Below are 21,355 nucleotides of genomic sequence, written 5' to 3' on the forward strand. Positions count from 1 at the left end.
TATCCCCCGCCAGGTGGCGGGGGACGGGTCAACAATTACTGCATGCAGGCCGGCGTAATATTCTTTTCCTTGGCATAGGCCAGCGACGACTCTTCCAGCAGCTTGCGCGTCAGGGCCTTGTCGCCCACCACCCAGTTCGGCGTGATCGCATTCCACTTCTTGCCGTCCCATTGCTGGACCTTCACCGCACCGGAACCTTCGTGGTCGTCGCAGCTCGTTTTAATGGTCGGGAACATGCCGAAGGCGCCGATGGCCTTCTGGCGTGCGGCATCGACGTTCAGGTTTTCCAGGCCCCAGCGCACCTGCTCGCCGGTCATGGTCTTACCCTTGCCGAATTTCTCCTGTGCGGTGCGGATCGCCTCGGTCCACAGCACGCCCAGCGTCACGCCGCGCATGTGATAGACCGAACCGATACGGCTCTGGTCGGACAGGTTGCCCTTGCCGCCGGCGTAAACTTTTTTACGGATCTCGTCCAGCAGCGGGTAGTTTCCTGGAGTGTTAAACGTCATCGAGGTATAGCCCTTGGCCGCTTCGCCCGACGGGATCGTGTCTTCTTCCGAACCGGCCCACCAGACGCCGAGGATTTTTTCGCGCGGGAAGCCGTTGCGCTGCGCGGTTTTGATCGCCACCGAATTCATCACTCCCCAGCCCCACAGGATCACGTGGTCAGGCTTGGCCTGGCGGATCTGCAGCCATTGCGACTGCTGCTCGCTGCCCGGCGGCGCCACCGCGATCTTGATCAGCTCGAAGCCGTACTGTTTCGCCTGCGCGTCCAGCACCGGCATGGCTTCCTTGCCGAAGGCCGAGTCGTGGTACAGGTAGACGATCTTTTTACCCTTCAGTTTCGGGTAGCCGCCGTTCTTGTCGGCCAGGTATTTGATCATGGCCGCGGCCTGGTTCCAGTAGCTGGTCACCAGCGGAAAGACGTAGGGGAAAACTTTACCGTTGGCGGCGTCCGAGCGGCCGTAGCCGAGCATGGTCATCGGGATCTTGTCGACGGCGACGCGGTCGACGATGCCGTAGGCGATGCCGGTCGAGAGCGGGTCGACCAGGGTGGCGCCGCCATTCTTCGTCTTCAGGCGCTCGTAGCATTCGACGCCGCGCGAAGCGTTGTATTCGGTCTCGCACTCTTCCCAGGTCATCTTGACGCCGTTGATGCCGCCGTTCGCGTTAACCAAATTAAAATAATCGATCATGCCGCCGTAGATGCCGGAACCACCGGCCGCATACGGACCGACGCGGTAGGACGGCAGGGCCACGAACTGGTCGGCGGCCAGTACCTGCCCGCAGGCGCCCGAGATGGCGGCGCCGAGCAGGATCGTTTTGATGAGTTTCATTGGTGTCTCCTTTTTTAACTACGATGAATAGCGATCAGGACGTCAGTGAGGGAAAGGCCAGAGGCGCAGCTTCTCTTTCCCGATCTGCCACAGGCGCGCCAGCCCGTGCGGTTCCACGATCAGGAAGAAGATGATCAAGCCGCCGAATACCATCAGCTCCAGGTTCGAGGCGTAATTGGTGGCGATGCCGAGCGCGTGCGCCAGCATGTTCAGGAAAATCGGCAGCAGCACAATAAAAGCCGCGCCGAGGAAGGAACCGAGGATCGAGCCGACGCCGCCGATGATCACCATGAACAGGATGCGGAAGGACAGGTCCAGGCTGTAGGCTTCCGGCTCCACCGTGCCGAGATAGGCAAAGGCGTACAGGGCGCCGGCCACGCCGCAGTAGAACGAGCTGACGGCAAAGGCCAGCAGCTTGGTGCGCAGCGGCCGGAAACCGATCACTTCGGCCGCCATGTCCATGTCGCGAATCGCCATCCACGAGCGCCCCACGTTCGAGCGGATCATGTTCTTGGCCAGCAGCGCCATGGTCGCCACGATGCCGAGCACCAGCAGGTATTTCGAGACCGGCGTGACGAACTGGTAGCCGAACATTTGCATGGTCTGTACCGTGACCACGCCCGAAGACGAGTAATTGGTCAGATACGGGATCTTGGTCAGGCACCAGATCACGAAGAACTGGGTGGCCAGCGTGGCCGCGGCGAGATAAAAACCGCGGATGCGCAGCGAGGGCAAACCAAACGCAATGCCGACCATGGCCGCGCATAATCCACCTAACACGAACGCCACCAGCAGCGGAATGCCGGGAATCCGCGCCACAAAATTAAATGCCGCGTAGGCGCCGACGGCCATGAAGGCGGCCGTGCCGAGCGAAAGCTGGCCGGCGTAGCCGGTCAGGATGTTCAGTCCCAGCGCCGCCAGCGCAAAGATCAAGAACGGGATCAGGATCGCCGAAAGCAGGTAGGGCGAGGCAAACAGCGGCACGACGACCAGCGCGACGAGCAGAAGAGTCAACAAGCCGACCCGGTCCTGGCGGATCGGCAGGATCTGGCCATCGGATTCATAGCTGGTCTTGAATTGTCCGGCTTCACGGTACAGCATGGGTCAGATCCTCCGGATGATTTTTTCGCCGAACAGCCCTTCGGGCCGCACCAGCAGGAACAGTAAAGCCAGCACGTACGGGAACCAGCCTTCGATGCCGCCGCCGACCATCGGTCCGATGTAGACCTCGGCCAGCTTTTCGCTGGCGCCGATGATCAGGCCGCCGACGATGGCGCCCGGGATCGAGGTGAAGCCGCCCAGGATCAGCACCGGCAAGGCTTTGAGCGCAATGAAGGTCAGCGCGAACTGCACGCCATTCCTCGCGCCCCACAGCAGACCCGCCACCAGCGCCACCAGGCCGGCCACCGACCAGACCACGACCCAGATGCGCTGCAGCGGAATGCCGACGGCGAGCGCCGCCTGGTGGTCGTCGGCCACTGCGCGCAGCGCGCGGCCCACCTTGGTCTTCGAGAACAGCAGCGCCAGCGCAACGACCAGGATCGCGCAGACGATCGCCGCGCTCATGTCGAACTGCGAGACGAGGATATTGAAATGCTCCATCAGGTATTCGTTCGGCACGTCTTCGATCGGCAGGTCGAGCTTGCGCACCTGCGAACCCCAGAGCAGCTGGGCCAGGCCCTCGATGAAGAAGGCCAGGCCAATGGTGGCCATGAACAGCGTGATTTCCGGCTGGTTCACCAGCGGGCGCAATACCACCCGTTCGATGGCCAGCGCCAGCGCGATCATGACGAGGATGGTGAGCGGAATCGCGACCCAGAGCGAGACGCCGAACTTGTCGATGATGCCGACGCAGGTCAGCGCGGCGAAGAACACCATCGCCCCTTGCGCGAAATTGAAGACGCCGGATGCCTTATAAATGAGCACGAATCCGATCGCCACCAGCGCGTACATCACGCCGGAGAGCAAGCCGCCGAGCAGCACTTCGATGAAAAAGCTCATGCCTGCACCTCCTCGTGCGCCTGGCCCAGATAGGCCTTGATGACGTTTTCATTGGTGCGCACCTCGTCGGGTGTGCCGTCGCCGATCTTCTTGCCGTAGTCGAGCACGACCACCCGGTCCGAGATGTCCATCACCACGCCCATGTCGTGCTCGATCAGGACGATGGTCGTGCCGAACTGGTCGTTCACATCCAGGATGAAGCGGCACATGTCCTGCTTCTCTTCGACGTTCATGCCGGCCATCGGTTCGTCCAGCAGCAGGATTTCCGGTTCGGCCGCCAATGCTCTCCCCAGTTCGACCCGCTTTTGCAGGCCGTAGGGCAGGCGTCCGACCGGCGTCTTGCGGATCGCCTGGATTTCCAGGAAGTCGATGATGGCTTCGGCCTTTTCGCGGTGCGCGATTTCTTCACGCCGCGCCGCGCCCAGGTAAAACGCCTGCTGCAGGAAATTCGTTTTCATCTTGAGGTTACGGCCGGTCATGATGTTGTCCAGGACCGTCATCCCCTTGAACAAGGCGATATTTTGAAAAGTGCGGGCGATGCCCGCTTTGGCCGCGCTGTAGCAATCCATGTTGGTGCGCCGCGCGCCGCGCAGCACGATTTCGCCGTGCTGCGGGCGGTACACGCCGTTGATCACGTTGAGCATCGAGCTTTTACCGGCGCCGTTCGGCCCGATGATGGCGCGGATCTCGTGCTGCTTCACGTCGAACGAGATATCGGTCAGCGCCTTTACCCCGCCAAAGGCGAGCGAGATGTTTTTTAGATCGAGAATCACTTCGCCGATGCGGCGGCCGGTGCCCGGCGCTGCTGGCGCTTGCGTCATGTCCATTACGCTGCCTCCTCCATCACGGGATAAGTCGCCGTGTCGACGATGCGCAGGTCGGCGCTCACGCTGCCGGTGCGCCCATCCTCGAATTTCACTTGCGTGCTGATGAACTGCGAGGCTTTGCCCGCATACAGCGCGTCGATCAGCACCACGTATTTTTCGGCCACGAACTTCCTTCTGACTTTACGCGTGCGGGTCAGCTCGTCGTCGTCCGGGTCGAGCTCCTTGTGCAGCACGAGGAAACGGTGGATTTGCGTGTGGCCCATCAGCGCTTCGCCGGCCAGGTCCGCGTTCACCTTCTGCACGCAGTCGCGCATCAGCTCCAGCACCTGCGGATGCGCCGCCAGGTCGGTATAGCCGGAATAGGCCAGATTTCTCCGCTCGGCCCAGTTGCCGACCGCTTCCATGTCGATGTTCAAAAAAGCGCAGACCTGGTCGCGCCCATTCCCGAAGGCGACCGCCTCTTTGATAAACGGGAAGAACTTGAGTTTGTTCTCGATGTAGTTGGGCGCGAAAATGGCGCCGTTGTTCATGGTGCCGACGTCCGCCGCGCGGTCGATGATCTTTAAATGACCGTCGCTGTCGAACATGCCGGCGTCGCCCGTATGAAAATAGCCGTCAGCGTCGATCACCTCGGCCGTCGCATCGGGGCGCTTGAAATAGCCGTCCATGTTCGACACGCCTTTCACTAATACTTCGCCGTTCGCCGCCAGTTTCACTTCGACCCCGGGCGCGGGAATGCCGACGCTGTCGAACTTGATGTTCCCGTCCGGCTGCAGGCAGACATAGGCGCAGGTCTCGGTGGAGCCGTACAGCTGTTTTAGATTGACGCCGATCGAGCGGTAGAAGCGGAACAGGTCGGGGCCGATCGCGGCGCCCGCCGTATAGGCCACGCGCACGCGCGACAGGCCGAGCACGTTTTTCAGCGGTTCGTAGACGGCAATCCTGCCCAGCGCGTATTTGAAACGCTCGCTGGCGCTGACCGGTTTGCCGTCCAGGATCGCGGCGCCGCTGCGGCGCGCGACGTTCATGAAGTACTCGAACATGCGCCGTTTCGGCCGGCTCGCGTCTTCCATCCGGATCATGACGGTGGTGAGCATGTTCTCGAACACGCGCGGCGGGGCAAAGTAATAGGTCGGGCCGATTTCGCGCAGGTCGGTCAGCACGGTGTCGCTCGACTCCGGGCAGTTGACCGTAAAACCGGCGACCATGGCTTGCGCCAGCGAGAACAGGCAGTCGCCGACCCAGGCCATCGGCAGATAGGACAGGATGTCTTCGCGCTCGGTGAGCTTGTCGAACGAAACGCCGCCGCTGCCGGCCGCGATCAGGGCCGCGTGCGACTGCACCACGCCCTTCGGTTTGCCGGTCGTACCCGAGGTGTAGAGGATGATGGCGGGGTCGCTGCCCTGGCCGGCTTCAATCGCCGCGTCGAAGGCGCCGGGATGGGCTGCATCCCAGGCGCGTCCCAGTTCCTGCAAGGCCGCAAACGAGAGCAGGCCGGCGTGCTGGTAGTGGCGCATGCCGCGCTCGTCCTCGAAGACGATCTGGCGCACGCGCGGGCACTGGACTTGCAGTTCGAGCAGCTTGTCGACTTGTTCCTGGTCCTCGACCACGGCGAATTCGATATCGGCGTCGTTCAGCACGTGGGCCATGTCGGCGCTGGGAGCGTCCTGGTAGAGCGGCACCGGCACCCCGCCCAGGCATTGCGCGGCCAGCATCGCCCAGTACAGGCGCGGCCGGTTGTCGCCGATGATGGCCAGGTTCATGCCGCGCTGGAAGCCAAGCGAGGCCAGCCCGCAGGCGAGAAGCCGCACCTCGGCATTCACCTGCAGCCAGGACCAGGTCTGCCAGATGCCCAGGTATTTTTCCCGGAATGCCGGACGCGCACCGCGCTGCTGTGCGTGGGCGAGCAGGCGCCGTGGAAAAGTCTGCAATGACTCGCGCTCCGATGTTTCCATCGCTGTCTCCTGTCTGTGGAACCCACTCGGCACAAAATCGATGGCCGGCGAATTTTTTATGTAAAGATAGTACTTTGCGTTTGTACGCAAGGTTGTCATCCAGATGACAATTGGTCCGACTTTCGATGACGCGTTGCACAATGAAACTACCGACCCCAACCCTGCTGGAACACTTGCGCGCCACCATCTGGGGGCGTGTGCTGACCCCGAGCGAAATGGCGAGGGTCGAGGCCGTCTGCTTTGAACAGTTCGTGCCGAAGGGCGGTTTTGTCTGCCGCAAGGGAGAAGCGCTGGAAACCTGGGTCGGCATCATCGATGGGCTCGTAAAAATCAACAATTTCTCCCCATCCGGGAAAAGCGTGACGTTTACGGGCGTGACCGCCGGCGGCTGGTTCGGCGAAGGGTCCCTGCTCAAAGACGAGTTCCGCAAGTACGACGTGATGGCGCTGCGCGACACCCGCGTGGCCCGCATGCCGCGCGCCACCTTCGAGTGGCTGCTCGAGAGTAGCCTGCCGTTCAACCGCTTCCTGCTCATGCAATTGAACGAACGCCTCGGCCAGTTCATCGGGCAAGTGGAAACCGACCGCATGCTCGACGTCGATACCCGCGTCGCGCGCTGCCTGGCCGCGATGTTCAACGCCCACCTGTATCCGGGGCTGGATAAACTGGTGCAGCTCTCGCAGGAAGAGATCGGCTACCTGTCGGGCGCCTCGCGCCAGCGCGCCAACCAGGCGCTGCAGCTGCTCGAGAAGGCGGGGCTGCTGCGGCTCGATTACGGCGGGATCAGGGTGCTCGATCTCGAGGGCCTGCGCCAATACCAGGCGTGAACACGGCAGTGCCGGCCCTACGCGATTGGGTATCGTTGGGGGTATGATATTAAGCATGGCTAATCCAACACCTAATTCTCCCCGCGCCGAGCGCCTGCAACAGCTGCGCGCCGCCATGCAAGGCCATGGCATCGACGCTTATATCGTGCCGTCGAGCGACCCCCACCTGTCCGAATACCTGCCGCGCCGCTGGCAGGGCCGCGAATGGATCTCAAGCTTTACCGGCTCCGTCGGCACCTTCATCGCCACCGCCGACTTTGCCGGCGTCTGGACCGATGGCCGCTACTTCACGCAGGCCGAAACGGAGCTGGCCGGCAGCGAGATCGCCTTGATGAAGATCCCGTCGGGTGCCAGCCTGCTGCACATCGACTGGCTCGCGCAGCACATGCAGCCCGGCCAGACGGTGGCGGTCGACGCGCGGGTGCTGGGGCTTGCCGTGGCGCGCCTGCTGAAGGACGCCCTGGCCGCGCGCGGCATCCTGCTGCGCACCGACATCGATCTGCTGGACGAGATCTGGAGCGACCGCCCGGGACTGCCGGTCGAGGCCCTGTACGAACACGCGGCGCCGCATGCGACCCTGTCGCGCGCCGACAAGCTGGCCGCCACCCGCGCCGCGATGAAGGCCCTCGGCGCCGAGCGCCACTTCATTTCCACGCTCGACGACATCGCCTACCTGTTCAACCTGCGCGGCGCCGACGTCAGTTTCAATCCGGTGTTCGTGGCGCACGCGCTGCTGGAACCGGATAGCGCGACCCTTTTCGTCGCCGAGAATAAAGCGTCGAACGAGCTGCAGGCGCGCCTGGCGCAGGACAATGTGCGCCTGGCGCCGTACACCGCCGCCGCCGACGCCCTGGCCTCCCTGCCGGCCGGCAGCACGCTGCTGCTCGACCCGCGCCGCATCACGGCCGGCATGCGTTCGGCGGTGGCCGATGGCGTCAACATCGTCGAGGCGATCAATCCGACCACCTTTGCCAAGTCGCGCAAGACGGAAGGCGAAGCCGCCCACGTGCGCGCCACGATGGAGCAGGATGGCGCCGCCCTGTGCGAATTCTTCGCCTGGCTGGAGGCCGAACTGGCCAACCCGCAGCGCGCAGCCCTGACCGAACTGACGATCGACCAGCAAATTACGGCCGCCCGCGCGCGCCGCCCGCATTTCGTCAGCCCGAGTTTCAATACGATCGCCGGCTTCAACGCCAACGGCGCGATCATGCACTACCGCGCCTCGGAACAGTCGCATGCCCTGATCGACGGCGACGGCCTGCTCCTGATCGATTCGGGCGGCCAGTACCTGGGCGGCACCACCGACATCACGCGCGTGGTCCCGGTCGGACAGATCACGGATGCGCACAAGCGTGACTTCACACTGGTGCTGAAGGGGATGATGGCGCTCTCAAACGCCCAGTTCCCGCGCGGTACCAAGTCGCCCATGCTCGACGCCATCGCACGCGCCCCGATCTGGGCCGCCGGCGTCGACTACGGCCACGGCACCGGCCATGGCGTCGGTTATTTCATGAACGTGCACGAAGGCCCGCAGGTCATTTCCCCGACCGCGGCGCCGGATCCGCACACGGCCATGGAGCCGGGCATGATCACCTCGATCGAGCCGGGCATCTATAAACCGGGCCGCTGGGGCATCCGCATCGAGAACCTGGTGCTCAACGTGCCCGCGGGGGCAGGGGAGTTCGGCGAGTTCCTGCGTTTCGAAACCCTGACCCTGTGCCCGATCGACACGCGCTGCCTCGACTTGTCCCTGCTGCACCCGCATGAAGTGCAGTGGCTCAACGGCTACCATGCGCAGGTGCGCGAACGCCTGCTGCCGCATGTGGCGGGCGACGCGCGCGCATGGCTGGAACTGCGGACGAAGGCGATCTGACATGGCGTCTTCCCGTTCCACCCGCGCCAGTTCCGCTGTCGAGCGTCTAAAACGCCGCACGGGCCACACCGGCTATTCGATGGCACGCACCGCCAGCGGCGGCTTTTATCTCTCCGAGATGCCGGGCTCGCCGCCGCTGTGCGAGCCGCTCGAACTGGATGCATTCGTCGCTTTCGTGAACGGCCTCGGGCCGCAGGAAGTGCGGCGCATGACCAAGAGCGACATCGCGTTCGAGAAGCAGCTGGTCAGGAAAAAGCCGTAAAGCGGACCGCAGCAGCACCCGAGGCAGGACCTGGAAAGAGCGCATGACGAACATCGATTACCTGGCGCCCTACTGGTCGCCGACCGAGATCGCGACCAATGCGGTGATCCTGCTGCACCTGGCCGGCTCGCTGTTCCTGGGCCTCTTGGTCGGCTACGAGCGCTCCTACCACGGGCGCGCGGCCGGCATGCGCACCTATGGCCTGGTGTGCATGGCTTCGTGCGCACTGACCATCGTCAGCGGCTACCCGGAGATGTGGTTCGGCGGCCAGACCGGCGCCATCGGCATGGTCGACCCGACCCGGGTGATGCAGGGCGTGGTGACCGGCATCGGCTTCCTCGGCGCCGGCGTCATCATGCGCGACGGTTTCAATATCAGCGGCCTCACGACGGCGGCCTCGATCTGGAGCTCGTCGGTGATCGGCATCCTGGTCGGTGTCGGCTTTTATCTGGCGGCGATGGGACTGGCCTTCTTCTCGGCCATGATCATGATCTACCTGAACAAGGTGGAAAATTTCCTGCCCTCGCGCCGCGCGGTGGCCGTGACCCTGCGTTTTCGCGAAGCCTACCTGCCGCGCGAAGACGAACTGCGCGCGGCGGCGATGGAACGCGGCTACCATATCGCCAGCAGCTCGCTGACGATTGCCAGCAGCAACGGGCGCCAGGAGTGGCGCTTCGTCGCCATTGCGGTCTCGCGCCACAACCGCGCCACGCTCACCGAACTGGCCGCCGAACTGGCGGCGTCCGAAGGGGTCGAAGGTTTTCAACTCTCGCACGCCCGTAACTAAAACAACAAGACAAGACTGGTATAACACTGATGACAGCGCAAGACGTACTCGATTTCTGGTTCCTGCCGCCCGCCGACCCCGGCTACGGCAAGGCGCGCTTGGAATGGTTCCGCAAGGACCCGGCCTTCGATGCCGAAATCCGCGAACGCTTCGGCAGCCTGATCGCCCAGGCCATCGCCGGCGGCCTGCGCGAATGGGACATGGAAGGGCCCGCGGGCGCGCTCGCGCGCATCCTCGTGCTCGACCAGTTCACGCGCAATGCCTGGCGCGAGGCTCCCGAGTCGTTTGCCGGCGACCTGCTGGCGCTGGCCGCCGCCCAGGCCCTGGTCGACAGCGGCGCCGACCGCGCACTGCCGCCCTTCCAGCGCGCCTTTGTCTACATGCCCTATGAGCACGCGGAAGACGCGCGCATGCAGCAGTGCGCGGTCGACCTGTTCGCGCGCCTGGCGGCGGAAAACGAGGGGTTCACCGAGATGCTCGACTACGCGCACCGCCACCGCGGCGTGATCGCGCGCTTCGGCCGCTTCCCGCACCGTAACCCAATCCTCGGCCGCGCCTCCACCGCCGACGAACTGCACTACCTGGGCCAGCCCGGCGCCGGGTTCTGATGGCGCCACTGCTGAACATCGTCGGCGCCGGCCACGTCGGGCGCACGCTGGGACGCCTGTTCCACACACACGGCGTGTTGACGATTCAGGACGTGCTGACGCGCTCGCAGGCCAGCGCACAGGATTCCGTCGCCTTCATCGGCGCCGGGCAAGCGCTGGCGCAGGCGAGTGAACTGCGCCCGGCCCAGGTCTGGATGCTGGCCGTCGGCGACGACCAGATCGCCCCTGCCTGCGCGGCGCTGGCGGGCAGCGGACTGCTCGCTGGCGCCACCGTATTCCATTGCAGCGGCGCCAAAGCGTCCAGCGAACTGCAGGCGGCAAGCCATGCCGGGGCCAGGGTGGCCAGCGTGCACCCGGTGCGCAGCTTCGCCGATCCGGCGGCGGTCGCCGCGGCCTTCGACGGCACCTGGTGCGGCGTCGAAGGCGACCCGGCTGCGCTGGCGCAGCTGACGGCGGCCTTCGAGGCGATCGGTGCGCGCCTGGTGACGATCGACGCCGCCGCCAAGACGGTGTACCACGCCGCCTCGGTGTTCGCCGCGAACTACCTGGTGACGGTGCTCGACGCGGCCTTGCGCGCGTATGCCGCGGCCGGCGTGCCGCCGGAGGTGGCGCGCGAGCTGGCGCAGCCGCTGGCGAGCGAAACCCTGGCCAATGTATTCCGGCTCGGCGCACCGGCCGCCCTCAGCGGGCCGATTGCGCGCGGCGACATGGCGACCGTCGCGCGCCAGCATGCCGCGCTGCACGCTTGGGATGCGCCGACCGCCAACCTGTACGAGGCCCTGGCCACGGCGACCGGCGCGCTCGCTGCGCGCAAGCGCGCCGGCGAAGCGTAATTACCCATTCCATTTACTGAGGAGTTTCGATGGTGTTCACCGCCTGGGCCATGCTGGCCGTTCTCGGCGTCTATTTCTGGACCGGCGTGATGGCCGGCTATGCGCGCGTCAAATACAAGGTGCCGGCGCCCTCGATGGAGGGACCGCCCGCCTTCCAGAGCGCGCAGCGGGTGCAGGTCAATACGCTGGAGCAGTTGCCGATCGTGATCGTGCCGCTCTGGCTATGCGCCACTTACCTGGGAGATATCTGGGCCGCCGCCGGTGGCTTGCTCTGGTGTGCCGCCCGGATCGCCTATGCGCTCGGCTATTACCGCGATCCGGCGCACCGCGAAATCGGTTTTGTACTTGGCATGGTGGCAAGTGCTTTACTGATCGGGGGCACAGTCGTTGGTTTATTGATGCACTAGAGCAAAATATCTTCATCAAAGAATCGACAAAGTTCCCAAACGGCAATAAGCTTGGCCGTTGAATCCGTCATGCCGGTGACTGGTGCGCGTCGCGCCCGGGCCGGTTCGATGCGTAGGAGGCAACATGCTGTTTTTGAAAACTACCGCGGCCATGAAGGCGCCGGGCATTTATGAAGTCGATGTCGCTGCCAAGCCGCCCGGCAAGACCTACGGTGTCTACCTGGCGACCGACCCCGACAATCCGCCGCAAGCCCTGCTGGCTGAACTGGCCGCCCTCGGTTTCAAAGGCACCTACCAGAAGAACTACACCCACCGCGACGGCGGCCGCGTGCTCGACCTGCATTTCGAAAAGGACGGCACCGACCTGTTCAAGGGCTGGAAGGCCGAGGAATGCAGCGCCAACCTGGCCGCGATCGACAGCCTGTTCGACAAGCTCGGCATCGCCGTCACCAAGCGTGTGATGAGCATGGCGGAAGCCTACGCCTGAGTTTTATTGACACGGCCCGGCATTAGCCCGGGTTCTGCTCCGAATGACAACGACGCCGCCTGCCGGCGTCGTGTCGTTTGCGTCATCCCAGTGCCGAGGAAGCTGCATTGCTTCATGCGACAATCCTGCGCATGGACATGTTCGACACGCACGACCGCTTGACGCCGCTTCCCATCGACGATGGCGCCCTTTCCCTGCTGGCCCAACTTCCGCTACCGGTATCGAACGCCGAGGTCTTTGCACGCTTGCTGGCAGAGACTCCGTGGCGCGAAGAGAGCGTGGTGGTGTATGGCAAGCGCCACCTGCAGCCGCGCCTGACCGCCTGGTATGGCGATGCCAGCTATACCTATTCCGGCCTGCGCCTCGAACCCTTGCCCTGGACGGCGCTGCTGCTGGAACTGCGTGCGGCGGTGGAAGCGGCCTGCGGGCAGCGATTCAACAGCGTCCTGCTGAATCGCTACCGCAACGGGCGCGACAGCATGGGCATGCACAGCGACGACGAGCCGGAACTGGGTCCGGAACCGGCCATCGCTTCGCTCAGTTATGGCGCAACCCGCAACTTTATACTGCGTCATAAACGCAACAAAACGACGCTGCGCCTGCCGCTGGGCGACGGCAGCCTGCTGTTGATGAGCGGCTCCTTGCAGAGAAACTGGCTGCACGGCATCAACAAGTCGGCACTTCCCCTCGGAGAACGGATTAACTTAACCTTCAGGTACATCGGTTAATTTGACATCTTCGCGCAGTCTATTGACGTCAAAATAACTGAACTATAAGTCAGTTATGTTACATTTGATTACAGTTCTTACCGAATTCGCCTGTGTGTGCGCTTTTCATGATGCTATCTTGGACACATCGCGATTCAATGATGAATGGCGAGCCAGACTAAAACGTGAAAAGGATTTACGTATGAAAAAGCTCATTTTTGCACTGATCGCAGGGTCCGCCGTCATGTCCGCCGCCCAAGCCCAATCCACCATCACGCCACGTGGCTATGTCGGCGCCGGCCTGGCCACGATGGATAACGAACACCGCGTTCCGGGTGCTACGGTTTCCGGCGACGACCATGCCTATAAAACCTCCGGCAAAGTCTTCGGTGGCGTCGAGCTGAACCAGACCTTCGGTGTCGAAGCCGGCTATACCGATTTCCGCACCCTGCGTACCAACTACACGCAGAACGGCATCAACGGCCAGGCTGAAACCGATGGCTACGGCGCTTACCTCGCCGGCAAGGCCACCATGCCAATCAACGAGAAGACTGGCGTCTACGGCAAGCTGGGCGTGGCCCACACGAATAACGAAATGACTGCCAATACCCCGGGCCTCTCGCGCAAGATCAGCGATAACGGCGTATATGCCGGCATCGGTGTGCAGCACGCCGTCAGTGAACGCGTGTCGGTCATCGCTGAATACGAGCGCTATGGCAAGAAGAAGGACTTCGGCGCGCAGCCGGACGTCGTGACCATCGGCGCGAAATACGCGTTTTAAGTTAAAGCGTTCGTGACGTAATAAAAAAGGGCCTGCGCAGGCTGTGTAGATAGTCTGCAGAGTGCAAGCAGTGAAAAACAATGCCCCGCATCTTGCGGGGCATTGTTTTTTTGGGGAGACGTAAAAGCCCTCAGGCCCTGATGGCAGCCAGGGTCCAACCAGCGCCCTTCCAGTTGGTCACGCGTTTCAGGTTATATGCAAGCACCGCCAGGCTCAGTTCGCCTTTAGCGCCGCTCAGACCTCGCATCAACAGGCGCGCGTTGCGCAGGATTTCGTGTTTGATGGTGCCAAATGGGTGTTCGACGGTTCGGCGGCGCAGCTTCATCATTTCCGGTTGCTGTGCGACACGGCGTGCATTGGCCTCGACGGCATCAGCATTGAGTAACCGCGATACAAAGCGCTGCTTGGCGCCAGTGCACTGCGGCTTGAGGATACAGACCCTGCAGCGTTCGGCCGGGGCTGCGTACACCACGGTTTTCTCCTTGCGCAAGACCTGTCTGCGCTGCAAGAGTTCGTTGGCTGGGCATACATAGCAGTCGCGCTCGCGGTCGTAACTGAAGGTCTCGAGGCGGTAGTATTGTCCTTTGCCCCGGGGATTGCCGCTCTCGAGCGTAGCGACGAATGCCTTTTGGCCAGCCTGGTCCAGCAATTGCAAGTGGTCTGCGTTAGCGTAGCCGGCATCGGCCACCACTGCGGGAACAGCGTCCAGCACCTGTGTTGTTGCCTGCGCCATCGGAGCGAGTTGCTTGATGTCGGATGTGTCGTTGCACACTTCGTGATGCACGATCAGATGGCTGTGGGCGTCAACCGCCGTTTGAAGGTTGTAGCCGGGAGCCCCGTGCAACGATTTCATGGCCCGTGCCTGCGGCTCACCCTGCACCGACAGCGTCGACTCGCTGCCGTCCATCCGGTCGATCTCGCCGTGGATTTCCGTTTGTCGCTGCTGCAGTCGCGTCAAGGCAGCCTGCACAGCCTTGCGGTCCGTTGTCTCACCGATCTCGTCCTGGTCTGTATTGTCCAGCCGCGACAGGTAGCCGGCGATCTCCTCGGCAATGGCCTGCTGCGTGCGTTGCAAATCGACCTTGCGGGCCAGGGCTTTCTTCGATGCTACTGCACGAATCTTGCTGCCATCGATCGCAACCAACTCTCCCTCGATGAGTCGTGCCTGGCGTGCGAACTGGACGAAAGAGGCCGACACGGCGACCAGGCCGGCACTGTTCTCGCGCCGGAATTCTGCGATAGTCTTGTGATCCGGGGCCAGTCGGCCAAGAAGCCACATCACTTCGACGTTGCGATGGCACTCTCGTTCCAGAGCACGGGACGAGCGCACACCATTGAGGTAACCGCATACGTACAGCTTGAGCAGATCAGCCGGATCATAGGGTGGACGGCCCATGCGCTGTGCCTGGGTCTTCGAAAAGCCCAGCGCCGTCAGATTCAGGCGCCCGATCCAGGCGTCGATAACCCGTACCAGCGCATCGGGCCCTACCAGATCGTCGAGCATGACGGGGAACAACGCCGCCTGTGTCCTGCTTTCACCTCTTCGATGTGCCATCTGCCCCCCCCGGAATGAACAAAGCCTCCCGAGTTTGACCTCGGGAGGCTTTGTTGGTTTACCTTCGACGCAGACTATTTACACAGCCTGTGCGGGCCCTTTTTCTATTTGGCAAGGCGAAAAACGCGCAACCCGATTTACAGGGCGGGCGCCGCACCGAGTGAACCACCGCGTCGCATCGCCCAGGGCGGCAGCACGGGGGCCGTCTCCAGCTGCGGCGCCAGGCCCGCCGAAATAAACCGGTGCACCGACGACCACGGCCAGTCATGGGCGCTCGCGCACAGGCCATGGCGCACCGGATTGGTGTGCATGTAGTCGATCAGCGAGGCATATTCGGCATCATCGGCCACCCGGAATTCCCGATATTGGCGGGCCCAGATCGCGCCGTCGTCGCTGGCCGCGCCCAGCGACTTGCGCAAGGCCTTGGAAAACGCGATTTTGACGGCGCGCCAGCGGCTGGAACAATCGTGGTCGCCCGGCGGCAGGGTCCACATCGCGTGGGCATGGTCGGGCAGCACTACCCAGCCGTCGACATGGAAGGGTTTACGGACGCGTGCCTGGCGGATGGCATCGCCAAACGCGGAGATATGTTCCGTCAACAGGGAGCTGCCGCGGTCCAGCAGGCGCACCGTGAAGAAAAAGGTTCCACCCGGAACCCGGTTATCGCGGTAGTCAGTCATGGGCAAAGTGTGCCGATCGATGGTGGTCGCCATGTCGATTGGCGCAAATGGGAGGCGGGAACTTGGTGCCTCATCGGCGATCGATTCTACACACTGTCGCGCACTGCCGCGTTCCGTTACCGCGTGTAAATTTCGGACAAAAAAATGCCCGGTTCACACCGGGCATGTCGCGCGTCGCAGCGCGTAGTCACTGATTACCTGAGCCTCAGGTCGTCAGTGGCTTGTAGCGAATCCGCTTCGGCTTGGCGCCTTCTTCACCCAGGCGCTTCTTCTTGTCCGCTTCGTATTCCTGGTAGTTACCGTCGAAGAAGGTGACTTGCGAATTGCCTTCGAAGGCCAGGATGTGGGTCGCGATCCGGTCCAGGAACCAGCGATCGTGGGAGATGACCATCACGCTGCCGGCAAATTCCAGCAAGGCGTCTTCCAGCGCGCGCAGGGTTTCCACGTCCAGGTCGTTCGACGGTTCATCGAGCAGCAGGACGTTGCCGCCTTGCAGCAGGGTTTTCGCCAGGTGCAGGCGGCCGCGTTCGCCACCTGACAGGTTGCCGACGATCTTCTGCTGGTCCGAACCTTTGAAATTGAAGCGGCCCAGGTAGGCGCGCGAGGGCATTTCGAAACGGCCGACGCTGAGCATGTCGGCGCCGCCGGTGACGTCTTCGAAAACGCTCTTGTTGTTGGCCAGGTCGTCGCGGTGCTGGTCGACCAGGGAAATGCGCGCCGTCTTGCCGATCGCGACTTCGCCGCTGTCCGGCTGCTCTTTACCCGAGATCATCTTGAACAGCGTCGATTTACCGGCGCCGTTCGGGCCGATAATGCCCACGATCGCACCGGGCGGCACCGTAAACGATACGTTGTCGAGCAGCAGGCGGTCGCCGAAGGCTTTCGAGACGTTCTTGAATTCGATGACTTCGTTACCGAGGCGTTCCGCGACCGGAATAAAGATCTCCTGGGTCTCGTTGCGTTTCTGGTATTCGAATTCGGACAGTTCGTTGAAGCGCGCAAGACGCGCTTTCGACTTGGCCTGTCGGGCTTTCGGATTCTGGCGCGACCATTCGAGTTCGGTCTTCAGCGCTTTCTGGCGTGCCGATTCGGTCGACTCTTCCTGTTGCAGGCGCGCCTGCTTCTGGTCGAGCCAGGACGAGTAATTGCCCTTCCATGGGATGCCCGAACCGCGGTCCAGTTCCAGGATCCATTCGGCGGCGTTGTCGAGGAAGTAGCGGTCGTGGGTAATGCCGACCACGGTGCCCGGGAAGCGCAGCAGGAATTGCTCGAGCCACTCGACCGATTCGGCGTCGAGGTGGTTGGTTGGCTCATCGAGCAGCAGCATGTCGGGCTTACTCAGCAGCAGTTTGCACAGCGCCACGCGGCGCTTTTCGCCACCCGACAGCACGGCAATTTTCGCGTCCCACGGCGGCAGGCGCAGCGCGTCGGCGGCCATTTCCAGCTGCAGGTTCAGGTTGCCGCCGTCCGACGAGGAGATGATCGCCTCCAGGCGTTCCTGCTCCTTGGCCAGGGCGTCGAAGTCGGCATCTTCTTCCGCATACGCGGCGTACACGGCTTCGAGCTTGGCTTGCGCTTCAAACGCTTCGCCCAGGCCCGATTCGACTTCCTGGCGCACGGTCTTTTCCGGATCGAGCTGCGGCTCCTGCGGCAGGTAGCCGATGTTCAGGCCCGGCATCGGACGCGCTTCGCCCTGGATGTCGGTATCGATGCCTGCCATGATTTTCAGCAGGGTCGACTTGCCGGAGCCGTTCAGGCCCAGCACGCCGATCTTCGCACCCGGGAAGAAGGACAGCGAGATGTCTTTCAAGATCTGCCGTTTTGGCGGGACGATTTTGCCCACGCGGTTCATGGTGTAAACGTAATTAGCCATTATTCAATTCTGTAGAAAATCAAGGTGCAAAGGATACGATAGAAGCGCGCCCGGGTGCACCCCCATCACGAAACTTTCGGTGCCGCCTGGGCCTGGCCGCGGCGCAGCAGGCCTTCGCCGGCAAACAAGGCCAGCGCCGTCCAGATCATGGCAAAGCCGAAAAGCCGGTCGCTGGTAAACGCTTCCTTGAACAGCCAGACGCCCAGTAAAAACTGGATGGTCGGCGCCAGGTATTGCAGCAAGCCGAGAATCGACAAGGGGATCTTGCGCGCGCCGCTGGCAAACAGCAGCAGGGGAATCGCCGTGATCGGGCCGGAAGCCACCAGCAGCCAGCGCGTCGCATCGGACGGCGTGGTGAGGAAGACGTTCTCTCCCTGCACGGTCAGCCAGGCCAGGTAGGCGCCCGCCAGCGGGAACAGTACCATGGTCTCGAAGGACAGCCCCTCCAGCGCGCCGAGGGCGGCGGTCTTGCGCAGCAAGCCGTAGGCGCCGAAGGTCGCGGCCAGGAACAGGGCGATCCAGGGCACGCTGCCCGACTGCCAGGTCAGCCAGGCCACGCCCAGCGCCGCCAGGGCGATGACGCCCCACTGGAAGGGGCGCAGGCGCTCTTTTAACAGTAAAAAACCGAACATGATGTTCACCAGCGGCGTAATGAAGTAACCCAGGCTGGCGTCGATCACATGGCCGTTGTTCACGGCCCAGATATACAGCAGCCAGTTGGCGCCCAGCAGGATGGCCGAGGCGACGAAACTCCAGAAGATGCGCGGCTGGCGCACCTGGTTCAGCCAGGTCCACTGGCGGCGCAGGGCCAGCACGATCAACAGAAAGGCGAGCGACCACAGCATGCGGTTGGCCAGGATCTGCATTGCCGGCACCTCGCCGATGGCGTGGAAATACAGCGGGAACAGGCCCCAGCACAGGAAGGCCAGGCCAGCGGAAAGGATGCCGGTACGCATGAGGGAAGGGGACAGATTGCAGGGATGACATTATCCCCGATACAGGTGTTCCCTGCTGGCGCTGCCCGATTTTGCGCAGGTGTATGATGCTTGACGAAATGTTCTTGCAATTCTCTTGTCAATATCCTATGGTGCGACGCACCAGAACAAAACAATGGTGCAATTTTGACGTCTGAAAACAATAAGAGTAGCGTCGCGGCGCTGACCCTGTCCGCGGTCGGCATCGTCTATGGCGATATCGGTACCAGCCCCCTCTACACCCTGCGCGCCATCTTCGATCCCGAACACGGCCTGGCGCTGACCACCCCGAATATCCTCGGCATCATTTCCCTGATTTTCTGGAGCCTGACGATCATCGTCTCGCTCAAATACGTGACCCTGGTCCTGCGCGCCGACAACCGCGGCGAAGGCGGCATCATGGCGCTGATGGCGCTGGCCCTGAATTCCGTGACCCGCCACTCGAAATGGCATTTCCCGCTGCTCGTGATCGGGGTGCTGGGCGCCACCATGTTCTATGGCGACAGCGTCATCACGCCGGCCATTTCCGTGCTCGGCGCGATCGAGGGCCTGGAAGTGGCGGCGCCCGGCATGTCGCATTACGTGGTGCCGCTCACGATTTTCGTGCTGGTGGCCCTGTACAGCGTGCAGCGCCACGGCACGGCCGGCATCGGGCGCTTCTTCGGGCCGGTCATGCTGGTCTGGTTCATCGCCTTGGCCGCGATGGGCATCGTCAACATCATCGCCTCGCCCGTGATCCTGGGCGCCCTGAATCCGCTGCACGCCTTCCGCTTCATGCTGGAGAACGAATTCCTCGCCTTTGTCGCTTTAGGGGCCGTGGTGCTGGCCGTGACCGGCGCCGAAGCTTTATATGCCGACATGGGCCACTTCGGCCGCAAGCCAATCCGCCTGGCCTGGTTCATGATCGCCTTCCCGGCGCTGACCCTGAACTACCTGGGCCAGGGCGGCCTCCTGATCGCCGACCCGACCGCGATCGACAACCCCTTCTTCCACCAGCTCGGCAGCTGGAGCGTGATCCCGCTGGTGATCCTGTCGACCATGGCCGCCGTCATCGCCTCGCAGGCGACCATTTCCGGCACCTATTCGATGACCAAGCAAGCCATCGCACTGGGCTTGCTGCCGCGGATGCGCATCCTGCATACCTCGGAAAGCCAGATCGGCCAGATCTATATTCCAGCCGTGAACTGGCTGCAGCTGGTGGTGGTCCTGATCGCCGTGATCGGCTTTGGATCGTCCGAGGAACTGGCTGGCGCCTATGGCATCGCCGTGACGGCGACCATGATGGCCACCACCATCCTGACCTTCTTCGTCACCCGCTACCGCTGGAAGCTGCCGCTGGTGCTGTGCCTCGGCGCGACCGGCTTCTTCCTCGTGATCGACATCATGCTGTTCTCGTCGACGGCGCTGAAACTGTTCCACGGCGGCTGGTTCCCGCTGCTGCTCGGCACGGTGCTGCTGACCGGCATGCTGACCTGGAAGCGCGGCCGCGAACTGGTGTTCGAGAACCTGCAACGGCATGCGATTCCGCTCGACGCCTTCCTGCAGTCGCTGTTCGTCGGCCCGCCCACGCGCGTGCCCGGCACCGCGATTTTCCTGCGCGGCGAAAGCGATGGCGTGCCGCACGCCCTGCTGCACAACCTGCTCCACAACAAGGTGCTGCATGAGCGCGTCGTGTTCCTGACCGTGCGCATCAAGGAAGAACCCTGGGTCGCGCTGCCAGAGCAGGTGCAGGTGGTGGAACTCGGCCACAACTGCTTCCAGTTGAACATCCAGTATGGCTTCAAGGACGAACCGGACATCCCGGGCGTGATGCAGCACTGCGCCACGCTGGGCTTGCCCTTCGAGATGATGGAAACCTCGTTCTTCATCGCGCGCCAGACCGTGATCTCGGCCCCTGGCGGCGGCATGGCGCCCTGGCGCGAGCATTTGTATGTGGCGATGTCGCGCAATGCACGCGGTGCGGCGGACTATTATCAAATTCCGACCAATCGGGTGATCGAGCTCGGTACCCAGGTCGAAATCTAATACATTTAAGCTACAAAAACCGGACAGTCTGGAATGCCTTGCGCTGGTAAGGTGCAGTGTTTTCCCTCTAAAACACACCTTTCCGCGAGTTCCCGATGCAAGCTAAATTTTCCCTGCTGGCCGCCTGCTGCGCCGCCCTACTGACCTTGAGCGCTTGCGGCGGCGGTGGCGACGACAGCAGTGCGCCGCCGATCGCCGTCAGCAATCCGGCCACCCTGGTGGTGACCGACACGGTCGTCGGCAGCGGCACCACGGCCACCAACGGCAAGAAGCTCACCGTCACTTACACGGGCTGGTATTACAGCGCCAGCGCGGCCGATCACAAAGGTCCGCAGTTTGAGACCGGCAGTTTCGCCTTCACGCTGGGCGCCGGCGCCGTCATCGCGGGCTGGGACCAGGGCATGGCCGGCATGAAGGTGGGCGGCAAGCGCACCCTGGCCATTCCGTCGACACTCGCCTACGGCAGCGCCGGGCGCGGACCGATTCCGCCGAATGCGGGCCTGCTGTTCGACGTCGAACTGACCAAGGTAGAGTAAGTACCTTTCAGCCGCTGCAA

General features: G+C 62.9%; 21 protein-coding genes. 12 read left to right on the forward strand and 9 right to left on the reverse strand.

Features of this window, described 5'->3' with window-relative positions:
* Positions 1-35: 35 nt before the first annotated feature.
* The 5 genes from NMB41_RS00235 to NMB41_RS00255 are packed head-to-tail and all read right to left on the reverse strand — an operon-like array spanning position 36 to position 6,120.
* Entirely contained in the window at positions 36-1,337 is a 1,302-nt protein-coding gene (locus NMB41_RS00235) for an ABC transporter substrate-binding protein (protein WP_494380496.1), read from the reverse strand.
* 42 nt (positions 1,338-1,379) lie between these two features.
* On the reverse strand, positions 1,380-2,438 hold the full coding sequence (locus NMB41_RS00240; RefSeq protein ID WP_494380497.1) for a branched-chain amino acid ABC transporter permease: 1,059 nt from the start codon (positions 2,436-2,438) through the stop codon (positions 1,380-1,382).
* A 3-nt stretch (positions 2,439-2,441) separates the two neighbouring features.
* Positions 2,442-3,338 (reverse strand): branched-chain amino acid ABC transporter permease, encoded by an 897-nt coding sequence (locus tag NMB41_RS00245; RefSeq protein WP_494380498.1) that lies wholly within the window; start codon positions 3,336-3,338, stop codon positions 2,442-2,444.
* Positions 3,335-4,165, reverse strand: coding sequence for an ABC transporter ATP-binding protein (locus NMB41_RS00250; RefSeq protein ID WP_494380499.1), 831 nt, complete (start codon positions 4,163-4,165; stop codon positions 3,335-3,337). Before NMB41_RS00250 ends, NMB41_RS00245 begins: the two co-directional genes overlap by 4 nt.
* Positions 4,165-6,120 (reverse strand): AMP-dependent synthetase/ligase, encoded by a 1,956-nt coding sequence (locus tag NMB41_RS00255; RefSeq protein ID WP_494380500.1) that lies wholly within the window; start codon positions 6,118-6,120, stop codon positions 4,165-4,167. Before NMB41_RS00255 ends, NMB41_RS00250 begins: the two co-directional genes overlap by 1 nt.
* A gap of 140 nt (positions 6,121-6,260) precedes the next feature.
* Here NMB41_RS00255 and NMB41_RS00260 point away from each other — a divergent pair, with 140 nt between their 5' ends.
* From NMB41_RS00260 to NMB41_RS00305, 10 genes are all read left to right on the forward strand, one after another.
* Complete coding sequence (locus NMB41_RS00260; RefSeq protein WP_494380501.1) at positions 6,261-6,947, forward strand: Crp/Fnr family transcriptional regulator; 687 nt, start codon at positions 6,261-6,263, stop codon at positions 6,945-6,947.
* Positions 6,948-7,002: 55 nt separating this feature from the next.
* A complete protein-coding gene (locus NMB41_RS00265) occupies positions 7,003-8,820 on the forward strand; it encodes an aminopeptidase P family protein (RefSeq protein WP_494380502.1) in 1,818 nt (605 codons plus the stop codon).
* 1 nt (position 8,821) lies between these two features.
* Positions 8,822-9,082 (forward strand): hypothetical protein, encoded by a 261-nt coding sequence (locus NMB41_RS00270; RefSeq protein ID WP_494380503.1) that lies wholly within the window; start codon positions 8,822-8,824, stop codon positions 9,080-9,082.
* Between the two features lie 43 nt (positions 9,083-9,125).
* Positions 9,126-9,869, forward strand: coding sequence for an MgtC/SapB family protein (locus NMB41_RS00275; protein ID WP_494380504.1), 744 nt, complete (start codon positions 9,126-9,128; stop codon positions 9,867-9,869).
* A gap of 29 nt (positions 9,870-9,898) precedes the next feature.
* Complete coding sequence (locus NMB41_RS00280; protein WP_494380505.1) at positions 9,899-10,477, forward strand: DUF924 family protein; 579 nt, start codon at positions 9,899-9,901, stop codon at positions 10,475-10,477.
* Complete coding sequence (locus NMB41_RS00285; protein WP_494380506.1) at positions 10,477-11,310, forward strand: Rossmann-like and DUF2520 domain-containing protein; 834 nt, start codon at positions 10,477-10,479, stop codon at positions 11,308-11,310. Before NMB41_RS00280 ends, NMB41_RS00285 begins: the two co-directional genes overlap by 1 nt.
* Positions 11,311-11,339: 29 nt before the next feature.
* A complete protein-coding gene (locus tag NMB41_RS00290; RefSeq protein WP_494380507.1) occupies positions 11,340-11,717 on the forward strand; it encodes an MAPEG family protein in 378 nt (125 codons plus the stop codon).
* Positions 11,718-11,841: 124 nt separating this feature from the next.
* Positions 11,842-12,204 (forward strand): hypothetical protein, encoded by a 363-nt coding sequence (locus tag NMB41_RS00295; RefSeq protein ID WP_494380508.1) that lies wholly within the window; start codon positions 11,842-11,844, stop codon positions 12,202-12,204.
* A 131-nt stretch (positions 12,205-12,335) separates the two neighbouring features.
* Positions 12,336-12,932 (forward strand): alpha-ketoglutarate-dependent dioxygenase AlkB family protein, encoded by a 597-nt coding sequence (locus NMB41_RS00300; RefSeq protein WP_494382907.1) that lies wholly within the window; start codon positions 12,336-12,338, stop codon positions 12,930-12,932.
* Positions 12,933-13,113: 181 nt separating this feature from the next.
* Entirely contained in the window at positions 13,114-13,692 is a 579-nt protein-coding gene (locus NMB41_RS00305; protein ID WP_494380509.1) for a porin family protein, read from the forward strand.
* A gap of 130 nt (positions 13,693-13,822) precedes the next feature.
* Here NMB41_RS00305 and NMB41_RS00310 read toward each other — a convergent pair whose 3' ends face one another.
* From NMB41_RS00310 to rarD, 4 genes are all read right to left on the reverse strand, one after another.
* On the reverse strand, positions 13,823-15,196 hold the full coding sequence (locus NMB41_RS00310) for an IS1182 family transposase (protein ID WP_494379184.1): 1,374 nt from the start codon (positions 15,194-15,196) through the stop codon (positions 13,823-13,825).
* A 188-nt stretch (positions 15,197-15,384) separates the two neighbouring features.
* Positions 15,385-15,927 carry an REP-associated tyrosine transposase gene (locus NMB41_RS00315; protein WP_494380510.1) on the reverse strand — a complete coding sequence of 181 codons (543 nt, stop codon included), beginning with the start codon at positions 15,925-15,927 and terminating at the stop codon, positions 15,385-15,387.
* A gap of 205 nt (positions 15,928-16,132) precedes the next feature.
* Entirely contained in the window at positions 16,133-17,800 is a 1,668-nt protein-coding gene (gene ettA, locus NMB41_RS00320; protein WP_494380511.1) for an energy-dependent translational throttle protein EttA, read from the reverse strand.
* 65 nt (positions 17,801-17,865) lie between these two features.
* Positions 17,866-18,756, reverse strand: coding sequence for an EamA family transporter RarD (gene rarD, locus NMB41_RS00325; protein ID WP_494380512.1), 891 nt, complete (start codon positions 18,754-18,756; stop codon positions 17,866-17,868).
* A 165-nt stretch (positions 18,757-18,921) separates the two neighbouring features.
* Between rarD and NMB41_RS00330 the strand changes: the two genes are divergently transcribed.
* Both NMB41_RS00330 and NMB41_RS00335 read left to right on the forward strand, forming a co-directional pair.
* A complete protein-coding gene (locus tag NMB41_RS00330) occupies positions 18,922-20,799 on the forward strand; it encodes a potassium transporter Kup (protein ID WP_494380513.1) in 1,878 nt (625 codons plus the stop codon).
* 95 nt (positions 20,800-20,894) lie between these two features.
* Positions 20,895-21,335, forward strand: coding sequence for an FKBP-type peptidyl-prolyl cis-trans isomerase (locus NMB41_RS00335; RefSeq protein WP_494380514.1), 441 nt, complete (start codon positions 20,895-20,897; stop codon positions 21,333-21,335).
* Positions 21,336-21,355 lie beyond the last annotated feature (20 nt).

This window comes from Massilia sp. FBCC-B171, from assembly GCF_059134155.1.